Below are 13573 nucleotides of genomic sequence, written 5' to 3'. Positions count from 1 at the left end.
GAATACGTTTCCATGCATCAATAAAAGAGGTACATTCTAACCAGGAATGTACCTCTTTTTCAGGGAAGAATGTTACGGAGTGGCGCGGCGCATAAACAGATCTACGATACCGAGGACGGCGGGTATCTGGGCGCAGGTCGCCAGCAGGAAACTTACCAGTGTTTCCAGACGTGGCTTTTCCATGATATTGTAAATGTAATTACCAATCCAGGCTCCCAGGAGCATGGTAGCGCAGGCTGGAATAGCCAGGAGAATCATCCAGGAACTGGTATGCCAGATGCAGAAAGTGCAGATGCTAAAGACGAGTCCGCTGATAATGAGAATGCGATTATGCTTGAAACTACTGTGGCACAGCACACTGTAGACGATTGCGGCTACAAACAGAGGGATTGGCATCCACAGCGATGGTTCTCTAGGGATAATCGGGATGATATCGACGATTTTTCTTGCGCCAGCATAATGTAAGAAGTAGAGCGTATACCAGTCACGACCCATTAAAAGCAATGACCACAGTAATGGTGCCAGCAAGAAGACACGCTTGCGTGCATCCAGCCGCCGTAGCATCACAATGGCTGCTCCAGCAAAGGCTGTGACGATAGGAATGAACAGCAGGTGGGTCTGACGCGTCAGGCCAAACTGTTCATAGATGCGATACATATGTTGAGCTGATGGTTCTGTACGCACAATGGGAATGTTTTTTAAGGCATCAACCAGATGCGGTGAATACATCAGATAGAATGGTCCCAGAACCGCTGGACAGAGGAATTCCAGGATTAAGAGGGCCATGACCAGATTCGTGATCCAATTGGTGGGACGATATTCTCGAAAAGCCAGGCGAGCCGCGATAAAGCCGAGAATGATGGTTAACCATGACCAACCCAGCATGCAATGAGGAACAGACCATTGGGTCTCATCCAGGCCATAGGTTGAGTGCCAGAAATTATCGAACATAATCGTAATACTTAAGGCCGTCAGACCGCCTCCCAGCACTACCAGTGAGCCAGCAATCTCAAATGGCAAAAACGGAACACGTACAGATGGTCCATACCAGGTACGTAACTTTGGTGTGAAGGCGATCAATGCAACCAGCGCCGCCGTTAAAGATGTCATCACAAACACAAAGAAATGTGGTGGTGACCAGAAGGTATCAAAGCGCACCGTTGCATGCCAGACGCGATCCCACAATTTTCCAGCGCCTGTCGAAGCGAAAAAAATGAAGAATGTGATCCATAAGAGTCGATACGCCCAGACCTGACTTGCTAACAGTTGTGGCTCTTGCTTTTTTACAGGATTCTTGCTTTGTTCTACAGCTTCTGACCGTTCTTCTGCTGGTGGAAAATTGGCAGCGGGCAACTCTGCCATCGGCGTAGTTTGCTGCATATAATTACCTACTTTCTCATCTCCGAACACTTTTTTTGCGGTATGCAATAAGGGAAAAAGCATATAGTTGTAATGCCTGAATGATAGGGATACAAAAAATGTGCATAGATCTATGTAGCCAGTTTCGGGTTGTTGTTTTTATGAAACCCAATATATCTGCTAGAGGAAGGGAGACGGATTATATCCACTCCCTTCCTCTATGGTCTTATTACCGCGCTATTTTTATGTTGTACAGGGTGAACATTGACTTAGCACATGGTGCATTCATGTTTATTATTATCGACATTGCCTGATCGTAGACTAGCCATCGCTACCTCGGAAGTAAACTGCCGACCCATAACCTTCATAGACCATGCGGAAATCCGCTGGTGGGAAGGTAAAACGACCCAGCTTGGTTACGCCTCCCTGATAGCCGCCATTGTCTGTGATCAACCAGACGCGATTATGCGTTGCCAGCACGTTCTGGAAATCTTTGGGATTGAGCAATGGACTACTTCCCGAAGTAGTTTCAACGATTTTGCCATTCTGCTCAATCAAGAAGAGCGCGCGGTCAATCGAGAAGTAGTAATCGGCCTGACCAACATAGTAGAGGACAGAAACAGCAGGTGCGATGGTGACAACTGTATCACCTTTCTTGAGATGGCCCTTCATATAGTTTGAAACATTGTCATAGTCAGCAAAATGGTGACGATAACTTAATCCCAATGTCCGACTCACAAGCAGGTTATAGTTGCTCAGTGGTAGGGCGGGAAAAACGAGGACACTAAAAGCCAGGATCGCTATGATCGTGCCCAGTGTTATACGTATGGGTAGAGATACATCGGGACGACGTCCATTTCCTGAGAATGTATTCAGGACCAGATGGGGACGAGCGAAACGCCAGAGAAGACTCAGAACATTCCAGAAAGCGTAGGCTCCCAGTATGTAGTAAATGGGTAACAAGGGATAGTAGTAGCGATCCGCTTGCATGGTAAACACCATGATTAATGTGACACTGGCGATAACCAGAAACAAGGCATAGAAGCGCGGGCGTCGATCCTTATGGATAAAAGCCAGCACAATGCCTAGCACTGCTAACAAGGAATTAATAATCAACCAGGGCTGTGTCAGCAGCCATGGAGCCGCATTATCTTTAATCGCAATCTGCTTGAACAGCAGCGAAAAGTAGTAAGGGACATTATCGAAGCCTGGCTGTATTTGTGGACGCCGGCTCTGGTCCGTGGCAAAGGTTGGAGGGTGGGTCCAGAAAACCGCCAGTAATTGAATAATAATCAATGCACAGGCAGTCAAGGCTGGTATCCACCAGTGTTTTTTACGCAGGATATAGGGCATGCCATAAGGGGCTTCACGCGTTGCCAGGAGCGTACAGATCAGTGCTGCTGGTAGGATAATAAAGTTTTCTTCATGACTCAAGTAGGCCAGTACCAGACAGGCGATCGCCAGGTAGACTGGTCGCTTTTTTTCGCGTTGTTCAATTGCGCGATACAGCATGTAGACCACAACGATAACCATGAACTGAGCCTGTTCATACATACGTGTTTGTCGGGACCAGTTAAGCGCATAGGGAGAGAAGGCCAGCATTGCCGCAGCTAACCAGGCAATTTTTCGATTAAACAGACGCTGGGTGAATATATAGAGCAGTGGAATACTGACCAGATATTCAATCAGACTGACTATGCGTGGTACTACCTGTCCCGTTGTACCAAAGATGAACATGAAGGCAGCAAGCAAGTACGAATACAGTTCTCCTTTTGGATAAATGAAGCCAGATGGAAAAGCTGGAAAGCCGTGCAGCATAATATTGCGAGCTGCATTGTAACTCGATAGTTCATCCTGCCAGAATGGCTCATAACCAATACTGTAAATGCTCATCGGAATGATCAAGGCCATAATAGGGATGAGGCCCCAGTTTTGACGCAGCCAGGCGAATAGCTGCTGTCTCCAGACCAGTAGTTGCTGCCGCTGCCAGGAATGTGGTGGTCTGGCAACAGCTAGTGTTGATGTAACCACTGGCTGTTGCATATGATCATCTCCGACATTTGTTGGCTGCGTTTCGGTAATGGGTGTGCGTTGTTGCCGGTAACGTGCGTTAAGCCAGAGTCCCAGTGCACTGGCACCTACCAGTGCAAGCAAGATGCATCCCCACACTGTTGTATAGGGAAATGGTTGTGGTAATAACGGCTCACGCGCCAGCACAATGAGCAGTGCTTCGAGAGCCAATGCAGGTAAAAACACCAGGCTGGCTGCCTCAAAGGCTGCTTTACGTGAGGGATAGTAGGGTTGGAGAACCAGCAAGGCCAGTAAGAGCCAGAAAGCTAGAATAGCGAGGCTGCTGTAGATGATAGCTTTAGCAACCAGGATTGGCGGCAAGGAGATCACATTGCGGGGTGTACTATTATCCGGCAAGTAATAAGACATACTGGCCCCGGGACGTCCGATAGGACTGGGATTTGACCATTGCGCGACGGTACTGCCGCCACTGATCCAGTTGGGTACTGCCTGTGTGGATACACGCCACTTTGTGTCCTGTGCGGTTAGATTGCTGACTGTACTACCGGTCTGGGTCAGAACATCAACCGCAATCGCGTTCTTCAGTGGATCCAATCCCACTTTAGCTGTACTGTTTCCTGGAGCCAGTACGTGAATGGCCAGCGTATTGTGTCCTTTATGTAGATAAGGAGTAATATCATAAACTCCTGTAATCAGGCCAGTACGATAGACAACTGGCTCATCATCTGCCGCATCCAGGATGGTGGTGAGGGTTTGTTGTGGGACTGGAGGTTGACCATCCCATTGCATATACTGATGGCCATTAATAAAAACATTTGCCTGGCCGGTGGCGATCAAGCGAAGTAGAATGCCACCAGTCTGCTCTGGTACATCGAGTTGACGTACAAAGTAGCCCTCCTGTCCACCTTCTGCACTTAGCCAGTGTGAAGGTAAGGGATGGGTATAGACAATTGGATCCACTGTAAGCAGTGCATCAGTATATTGTGGCCTGCTGACCAGGTGCGCGGGTTGCCAGGAGGTCGTATCAAATGTGTTAAGCGTCCAGCTATACGGTTTGGGAGCACCACGGGCATGGGCCAGCATCGTCCTTCCGGTCGCCTGCCAGGAAGCATCACTGCCAATATAGTGAGTCTGACCACCCCAACTCAGACCTATGGAGGCGCGGAGCTGAGGATGTTTTTGGTCCGCATCGACCACACGTATACTAAATGCATTGACACCAGCTTGCAAAACAGAGTCTAGATCAAACATATAGCTACGTGGCGCTTCGCCATGGTCAAAATCCTGGGTATTGGCGCCGATAAAAATGCCATTAGCAAACAAGCGAAAAACCTGATTAGCTGTAATCAACACAAAAGCGTTATCTGGAACAGTATTAAAGTTTGTCATATAGTGATAATAAGCTACTGGTGCGCTGGCATCGGCTGGTTCAATCCAATGGGCTCCATGCCATTGGGGCACATACGTCTGTTGTTGTGGTATCAGCGTATATTGGAAGGCAAACCAGCTTGCTCCGGTACACGCAAGCAGCAGACACAACCACAAAGTAAAGTTTGCAAGACGATGCCTTGTCCGTTGTACGGCCAGCATCTCAAGTTTTCCTTGTGGAGATTTGTCTCTTCTGGAAATTTTTGAGGAAATGACGCTCATTGCCTTTCTCCATGTCATGCTATTGAAATGCAATCGTGAATATCGCTAGCACACAGCCAATGGCGTTACCATATCTCAACTATTGGTACCTGATCAGTTGAGATATGGTAACTTTGCTAGCAGCGTTCACAAATGTTTTTTTATTAAGTAGGAGGAGATGCCATGCGCGATTACCGCATTCCTGACATGCGCTGGCGCGCGGTATTATTACGATAGGCCGGGTCAAGATCCTGAGCTTTATATAGATACTCGCGTGCGTTATTGATATCTCCAGCATCGAATCTGCTCAAAGCAATATAGGTATAAGCGGCTGATTGCATTTCTGGACTGGCACTTAGAGTAAGAACCATACGCATATGCATTTCGCATCCGGCATCATCCCGCAAATCATAGAGAATACGCCCAACCGTAAATTGTGCATAAAAATTGGTTGCATCAAGTTTTAATAGTTCAGTGAGCCAGGGTAAAGCCGGTTCATTATTGGTCAGTGCTGCCCTTGGAATACTTCTGAGTGGGTGGCTAAGCTCGGCCATTTGTGTTAAAGACAGACTGACCTCATCGCGTAGCCAGGACGTATGAGCATATTTACTCCAACTATTTTGCAGGGCCTGATAGGCACTATAGATGTCATTCTGGGTACGATAGTAATTGCCCAGATACACGTCGCTTTCAGCATTTGGTTGATGTGGATGGAGAAAGTACCAGGCATTCCCCCGGGCAATATGGTAATCCAATGTTTCTTCAAGTGAGGGATTGAGTGTACGCGCATGATCCAGCCAGTTGAGAGCATTGGCATACTCTCCTACACTTAGCAAGTGATCAGCCTGGGCCTGACTGGCCAATGCAGCGGGTGCACGGCCAAAGATGAGTAGTGCAAACAGTCCGGCAATTCCAAGGAGCCAGGCCCGGCGGCGACGCTCCGAGGGTAACAGTGGGAATGCCAGTTCTGACAAGCGTATACGCAGCGGAAGAAAAATCCTGGCCGTAAAAAGAATGGCCAGGCTGATCAGCGGTAGAAACCACCCCATGCCCAATTGATTTGTCAGGATAGCAAAACGCCCAAGCATATGGGATTGGTGCAAGGTAAACGGTAAAATTGGCGTGAACTCTGGAGTGGACTGATAGCCCAGATGGGTGCGTGCCAGTTCCAGCTGAATCTGTTGTCGCGTCACCTCGGCGATAGTGAGCATATCTGCACAGAGAAACTGAAAAAGGAATAATCCCATTGGCAGCAAACATGCTAATCCGGCCATGATATAATTTCGAGTGAGCGATACACGGGGTGCCGCCAGCAGGTAAGTGGGATCGGCGCTGTATTGTGCCCGCAGTATCTGCCAGGTTTGATGCGTCACAAAAAAGATGTAGAGGGCACAGCACGTGCAAAGTAGCCCATAGTTGAACATGCCCGAGCGCAACTGCCAACCGAGGTCGACCGGCAGTTGCCATGCCGTCAGGCGTGTTCCCGAGGGGTCGGTGAACCAGGGAAACACGCTAGCAATCAGCATACCAACGCCAGCACTCCCTGGGATAATTACCCGGTACGGTTCCCAGCAGCGCCGGGCGGACCAGGGTCGGTTCGAGGTAACCATGTTCTTCTTCCCCTCATTTCCAGCCTTAGTGTTCAACTGAGTTAATGGTGATTGCCTGTCCATGATGCAGACGGTTCAGTGGTAACACCACAATCTGATCATTCGCGCTAAGCCCACTATCAATATAGAAAACATTGGCAGCTGAACCAGCCACGTGAACCTGCTTTAGATAAGCGCGGCCATTATGAACCAGGAAGACCGATGATTCATGATCGGGATTAAGTACCGCAATGCGTGGCACGACAAACGCGGTCTGCTGACCTTCTACACGAACATAGGTACTCATCCCAGGTAGCAGAAGTTGTCGATTATTGACAACGGTAACATCAACCTGGAAGGTATCAGTCTGGGCATTCGCCTGTGGGATAATACCTGTTACTTTTCCATCCAGCGTGACATCCGGCAAGGCGGAAGGGGTAATGTGGGCCACGGCCCCCATCTGCACCTGTTGTAGATTCGCCAGGGGGATCTGGGTATGGATAATTACTGAAGACTGATCCATGAGTGTCATCAAGATGGTATTGGCGGCAAAAACCTCACCAGGACTGATCGCGACCGTAATAACGGTTCCATCTACCGGAGAGATCAGGTTACCGCTATGCAGGGTTGGATTGTTCGTTTGTGCGAGCAGGGCATGATAATGGTTGTTTGCGACCTGGTAAGCTTGTTGAGCCTGTGCTATCGTAACTGGATTGATGGCAGTAGCTGAAACCGAATTCAGATACACCTGAGCCGCGGTAACATCATTGGCGGCCTGTTGTATTTGTGCGTTTAGCTGCGAAGGATCCAATTTGAGCAGTGCCTGGTTGTGTTTAATATGGTCGCCGGGTTTGACCATGACATTTAAAACACGTTCTGCCAGTGGAAATTGGACATTAAAGCTTTGTTTGGCATCCACCAGTCCACCACCACCCACATTTTCCACGACTTGCTGTTGTCGGCCGACGCTAAAGACCGTTACCTGTTGAGTTGCCAGGAATGAATACCACAGGGTATAGAGGATAAGGGCGATCAGGAGTACTGTGGCAACCAATACAGTAATGCTCACGGCTCGTGAGCGTCTGGATTGTTGTTTAAAATGTTGCTTTGAAGTCTGGATACCAGCCTTTGAACGTTGTAACAATGAGGACCAGGGAGACTGCTGCCCGGGGCCTTTTTTATTTCAGGTTCAGTATTTTTACTGGTCAAAGAAGACGTAGCCTGGTCCTTCATATCTTTCAGCTGTCCTTTCCCGGATTTCGGTAGGAACTTTGAGGCTGATTCAGAAGGTTCAGTATATTCAGGTAACACTTGAGACCGTCTTTCGTCCATAGTAAATTCTCCATAGCTGAACATGTCCATGAACATGGAGCATTGTGAGCCAGCACGCTGGCATGGTACTGCTGCAAGATGGGCGCATCGACCTGATATTTATACAGTAATCATGGCTTAGACTGTACGGTCCTGTACAGCTATAATTTCTGTCACAGGCTTGCCGACGATTTTCTTTTCCCTCATCAACAGATACATTGTGCCGCCGATAATGGCGAAGAAAATGCCCTGAGTATCTTTGTACTCTGTCAACAGCACTAACGCTGTTGCACTTGACGGATCAACATGTAGACTTGAGAGAATGGCGATAAAGGTACTTTCGCGTAAGCCATAACCGTTAATCGTTGTTGGTAGCACTGAGACGAGCGAGACCATCGGGATAATAATCAAGTAAAAAGGCAACGGGATGTGGATATGCAAGATCATGGCAAAGGCATAATAGTTGAGTGCCGCGCTAAGATGAAAAAGCACTCCGAAAGCTGTCGCCGCACATAGTGCCTTTGGATGCCTGAGACTTTCCCGCAGCGTCATCCCGATATCAAGCAAGGAAGTGACAATGCGATATCTGGCCCATTTCCCTGTAAGTTTGCAGTAACGTGACGGCAAAGAAAACACAGGCAGAGCACTACACATGGCCAGACTGGCGAGCCCATAAGTGATAACTACCCACGTAGGAAAGGCTACATGCCAGATGAGCAAACTTGGAACGGAAACGCAGATCATGGCAACAAAACCAGTCACACGGCTCATCACGACGGCACTGATTGAGCCACTGGATTGCGACCTTCTTTGCCTACATAATAGGCCTTAACTACATCACCTCCATCCCGGTAGGTAAAAAATGATTGAAGGCAATGCCAACAAGATAGAGATTGATCAGTCTCTTAAGATCAATGTGGATACTTTCACCTTCCAATAGACTTTGCCATTGATAAGAGCTGAGCATGACACCAATCAAGCCAATAATCACTCCTATTACTACTTCTCCATCGTCAAGATGCTGTAATTTCTGTAGGACGCTCGGCCAGGAAAATGATCTAAAGAGAAATGTGAGTAGAAGCAGCGTACAACTGAGCCGGAGTATGAACTTGATGCGTGTAAAGAATAACTTATGAGAACGTTTTGGTGACAGAGACCCTGCTGCGGCCTGGGCGCAATTCTCCCGGGATAGATCTTTTTTCTGTGGCCGTGGTATGCTCATTGCACCTCCACTTTGCATACAAGCGGAGCAAACTGGCTGGCAGCGCTGGCAGTTGTCTGCTCCTGAAGAACAAGCATGAACTAGGCGGATTTAACCAGGCGATAGAGTGAGCGAGCGTAATCAAACTCCTCTGCCAATCCATGTGTGAGTGAGATCAAAGGCGTATAGTTGAGAAACTGTTGGGCCCTGCGTGTATCAGCAAAGGTATGGCGTACATCCCCGTGTTGTTTTTGCTCAAAGGCTACTTTGATGCTAGAACCACTGACCTCTTCCAGGATATCTATGACGCTGCGCAAGGTGACGCATGAGCCCCCGGCAATATTCATTATCTGGCCAATAGCCGTCTCTGAGGTCGCGGCTCTGATGTTGGCTTCGACAATATCCGAGATGAACGTGAAGTCGCGTGTCTGATATCCATCATCGTAAATGTGGATGGGTTCATGCTGTAAGATAGCTTTACAAAATTTGTGGAAGGCCATATCTGGCCTCTGGCGTGGACCATAGACGGTGAAGTAGCGAAGTGAGACGGTTGGAACATTGAAGTTATGGTGATAGAGGGTACAGAGATTCTCGGCCGCCAATTTGGTTACCCCATAAGGTGAGAAAGGGCGTAGTCGGGTATCTTCCTCAATCGGAAAAGTCATCGCATCGCCATAGACCGAAGAAGATGAGGCATAGATCAGGCGTTTAACGCCCCCGACGCGTAGGACTGTCTCCAGCAGGCGTTGAGTGGCCAGGACATTGCACTCAGTATAGCGGGCAAACTCTTCACCCCAGCTAGCGCGCACACCAGCCTGCGCTGCCTGATGGAAGACCCAATCCACACCATCCAACAGGGCTTCCAGTGGAAGATGGATCAGATTACCCTCAACAAACGTAAACGTACGCCACGAACGAGGGCCTTCCAGATTTTTCTCTTTAATCGCGCGGTCATAATAGTCAATAAAGGCATCAACCCCGCAGACTTCATGTCCATCTGCCAATAAACGTTCTGCCAGATGGGAGCCAACGAAGCCGGCTGCACCCGTAACTAAACAGCGCATGATGTTCTCCTTGGTAGTCGATAGCAGTCTGTCTGGTTTTACGCCGCCATTTCTAATAAATCAGCAGAGAATTCCTCCTGGACATACGTGCTCTTCTTTAGGAACACCCGCCAACTATAATGCTCTTCTGCAAACAGACGTCCATTTCCCCCCAGAGCTTTAGCCCATTGTGGATTACGTAAAAGTGCAATTGCCCCTTCAGCTAATCCATCCGCGGTTGGAGGTACCAGCAGTGCTGTCTCTGAAGAAAGAACCTGCGTCTGTGAATAAATTTCTGTGGCCAGAATTGGTTTGCCAGAATGCAGGTAGGTATATAATTTCAAAGGAGTATTGGTTCCTTTACTACGGGGACTCAACAGAATATCAGCGAGGGCCATATACCTGGGCATTTCCGCCAGTGGTTTCTGGCCGATGAAGCGGATCGCATCGTAGACGCCAAACTCTTTTGCCATGGTGGATAGTCGTTCGATCTGAGCCGTCTGACCACCAACCAGCACATAATGGATATCTGGAAAGACTTTATAAACAGCAGGAATACTATGAATTAGCAGATCAATACCCTGGTAGCTTTCCAGTGTCCCTGTATAGAGCAAGACTGGTCCAGTTCCTAAGGCAAGTTCTTCGCGAATCTGCAAAACCTCCTCCATTGTTGGCGCAGGCAAATTTTCATCTACCGCTGAGTTTTCAATCATATGAATGGGAGTCTTGCTGGTCATACCGCGAGCTGTCCTTTCAATATCGGGACAAATGGCAATGATCCCATGTGCTTTGCGTACGATCAATTTTTGAATCAGTTTAACGCAATGAATAATAAATGGATTTTTGGTAAATTCTGAGCTCACAATCTGTTGGGATAGATCTGAGTGCATATAGTAAAGATGTTTGCGACCGAAGATAAGACTTAGGAGGACACCCATGGCGCCAGCCTCCTCATGTGTATGCATACAATCGTAGCGTGTTATGCACAGGCGCCATAGCGCTACAAAGAAGACTAATAGATCCAGAGGAAACTTGGCCATTGAGGGTCCAACCTTTACCTGGTGAATACCCGGGATGGTCGGAATACGAAAAATGTGCAGTCCAGGCAGTTCTACTGGCTTCCCAATATGATAGGTGACCAGATCAACCGTATGGCCCATGCATAAGAGCGCTTTAATATGATGATAGATGGCAAATGGTGCTCCTCGTTCCTCCATAAATGGTTGAGGTGCAATCATTAAAATTTTCATCTCTGTCCTTTCGTATGCATTGATTGCCAGGTCGCCTATATATTGGGTCCAGCGTCTCAGGGGAAGCGCATACATTCCCTTCAATGAACTGCCACGATGCGTTTCAAATGGCTAGTGGCTGGATGCATTTTCCTTTTCACCGTTCTCTTGAGCAGTAGATTGGATCGAGGATTGAGGGTTGTCATCTATCAGTTGAAGCTGTGGAAGTGCTTCTGGCGATAACTGCTTAACTATATATGTCGGTTTGTCCTGTGACTCGTAATAGGTTCGAGTGAGGAGTTCAGCGAGTAGTCCTGAGATGATACTGAGGAAACCGAAACTAAAGAAAAGAAGTGAGACAGGAAACAAAGAGATGCGCTGCTTCTTCCGGCGATCAGGCAGAAGGCTACGTAGCAAGCTATATGCACCAGTGCACAGGCCTAATCCTAAAGCTGAGAGGCCGGGAATGCCAAAGGCGTAAAGAGGCTTGGTGCCAAAGCTGCCCAGAAACTTTAATGTGATAAGATCCAGTATGACGCGCACGGTCCGGGAAATGCCATATTTCGATTTTCCGAATTGCCTCGCGTGATGTTTGACTTCTATTTCCGTGATACGTGCCCCATAGAGCGCGGCATAAGCAGGAATAAAGCGATGCATCTCACCATAGAGGCGTACATGGCGCAGGAGCTCATAGCGATAAGCTTTCAGCGTGCAGCCATAATCATGCAGATGGACATCAGAAACGTTAGAAATTAATGTGTTGGCCAGTTGAGAAGGAACTTTTCGGCTCCACTTTGCATCCTGACGATTTTTACGCCAGCCGCTGACTACATCATAGCCTTCTTCAATCTTCTCTAAGAGGCGTGGAATATCGACAGGATCATTCTGCAAGTCGCCATCCATAAAAACAAGAATCTGACCCTGGCTGTTGGCCAGTCCTGCTGCCATGGCGGCGGTCTGGCCAAAATTGCGTTGAAAACGCACAAGGCGTACATGCTTATCTGTTTCGAGCAGGTTGCTTAATTGTTGAAATGTTTGATCGCTACTGCCATCATCAATGTAGAGTACCTCGTACGAAAAAGGCTGCTCGGCCAGAACTGCATGGATGCGCTGGTGCAAATGTGGAATACTTTCCTCTTCATTATAGACAGGAACAATGACGGACAAGTATTTAGAACGTATACTGTTATTTTTTTTCACCATCGTCTCCCTCATACACACTTCCCCAAAAAGAGTACGGACATCAGCTTTCATGTATATTGACCTCTATAAATGACACAATCGACATCTCAGCAGGCTACTTTAGCTGAGTGGTACGTGCGTCTACTTTTCTATCCGAGCATCAGGTATTTAGAGGTGGGTGACAATCATTGGCAGTACCAATCCGGCTTGTTCATGGATCACAACATCGGCGAGTGTATCCAGACTGGTAGGGGTAAGATTGATGATGATGAGGGGGACATCACGCTGGAGTGCCAGACGAGGAAGTATTGAGGCAGGAGTAACTTTCAGCGATGAGCCGATGACCAGAAAGAGATCACAGGCATTCGCCAGTGCTTTGGCACGACTGAGTTCAGTTTCAGGTATACGCTGACCAAAAAGGATGGTGGCGGCTTTTAAATAACCTCCACAGAGGCGCAGCGTGGATCATATTCACCTGCATCCACACGTTGTTGTAATTCTGTTATTGATGACCGGTGTCCACAGTGAGTACAGGCGGCAAAACGCGAGGTTCCGTGTAGTTCTACGATGCGTTCGGGTTGATGGCCAGCGTCCTGATGTAATCCATCGAAGTTTTGCGTAATTACTCCGAGCAAGCGTTGCTTTTGCTCCAGGACAACCAGAGCCTGATGAGCGGTGTTTGGCCGGGCTACAGCTACCTGTTGCGCAAGTTGGCTGCGTGTCTTCCAGTATTGCCTGCGGGCCGCAGCATTACTGATAAAATCGCGATAGCCGACCGGTGGTTGCTGTTGCCAGACAGAGCCAGGACTACGGAAATCAGGAATGCCTGATTCTGTACTGATTCCTGCTCCCGTAAGAACTACAATTTGTCGTGCGTTTTGCAGTAATTCAACAGTATCCTGGATTTGTTCTTGTAAACTTAACATGCATCCTGACGATCAATAACGGTACAGTAAAGACAATCCTCTTCTTTAAAATATAACGCCTGAGTAGCTCTCT

General features: G+C 48.1%; 8 protein-coding genes and 2 pseudogenes. All 10 read right to left on the bottom strand.

Features of this window, described 5'->3' with window-relative positions; genetic code table 11:
• Positions 1 to 72 precede the first annotated feature (72 nt).
• Positions 73 to 1380 (bottom strand): hypothetical protein, encoded by a 1308-nt coding sequence (locus tag KDW_RS00840; RefSeq protein ID WP_151754213.1) that lies wholly within the window; start codon positions 1378 to 1380, stop codon positions 73 to 75.
• Positions 1381 to 1680: 300 nt separating this feature from the next.
• On the bottom strand, positions 1681 to 4980 hold the full coding sequence (locus KDW_RS00835; protein WP_162004846.1) for a glycosyltransferase family 39 protein: 3300 nt from the start codon (positions 4978 to 4980) through the stop codon (positions 1681 to 1683).
• A gap of 230 nt (positions 4981 to 5210) precedes the next feature.
• Positions 5211 to 6629 (bottom strand): tetratricopeptide repeat protein, encoded by a 1419-nt coding sequence (locus tag KDW_RS00830; RefSeq protein ID WP_151754211.1) that lies wholly within the window; start codon positions 6627 to 6629, stop codon positions 5211 to 5213.
• A gap of 25 nt (positions 6630 to 6654) precedes the next feature.
• Positions 6655 to 7752, bottom strand: coding sequence for an efflux RND transporter periplasmic adaptor subunit (locus KDW_RS00825; RefSeq protein WP_151754210.1), 1098 nt, complete (start codon positions 7750 to 7752; stop codon positions 6655 to 6657).
• Between the two features lie 305 nt (positions 7753 to 8057).
• Positions 8058 to 8717: pseudogene (locus tag KDW_RS34740) on the bottom strand (lysylphosphatidylglycerol synthase transmembrane domain-containing protein); the annotation flags it as partial.
• Positions 8718 to 8751: 34 nt separating this feature from the next.
• Positions 8752 to 9141 (bottom strand): lysylphosphatidylglycerol synthase domain-containing protein, encoded by a 390-nt coding sequence (locus KDW_RS34735; protein ID WP_162004844.1) that lies wholly within the window; start codon positions 9139 to 9141, stop codon positions 8752 to 8754.
• Between the two features lie 80 nt (positions 9142 to 9221).
• Entirely contained in the window at positions 9222 to 10184 is a 963-nt protein-coding gene (locus KDW_RS00810) for an NAD-dependent epimerase/dehydratase family protein (RefSeq protein ID WP_198925145.1), read from the bottom strand.
• A gap of 38 nt (positions 10185 to 10222) precedes the next feature.
• Positions 10223 to 11413, bottom strand: coding sequence for a glycosyltransferase family 4 protein (locus KDW_RS00805; protein ID WP_162004843.1), 1191 nt, complete (start codon positions 11411 to 11413; stop codon positions 10223 to 10225).
• A gap of 111 nt (positions 11414 to 11524) precedes the next feature.
• Positions 11525 to 12607 (bottom strand): glycosyltransferase family 2 protein, encoded by a 1083-nt coding sequence (locus tag KDW_RS00800; RefSeq protein WP_198925144.1) that lies wholly within the window; start codon positions 12605 to 12607, stop codon positions 11525 to 11527.
• A 135-nt stretch (positions 12608 to 12742) separates the two neighbouring features.
• Positions 12743 to 13500, bottom strand: a pseudogene (locus tag KDW_RS35670) (SIR2 family NAD-dependent protein deacylase).
• Between the last annotated feature and the right edge of the window lie 73 nt (positions 13501 to 13573).

Origin of the sequence: Dictyobacter vulcani (assembly GCF_008974265.1) — a bacterium.
GTDB lineage: Bacteria > Chloroflexota > Ktedonobacteria > Ktedonobacterales > Ktedonobacteraceae > Dictyobacter > Dictyobacter vulcani.
Note: the sequence above shows the minus strand (reverse complement) of the source record. Positions and strands in the feature narration are given on the sequence as shown.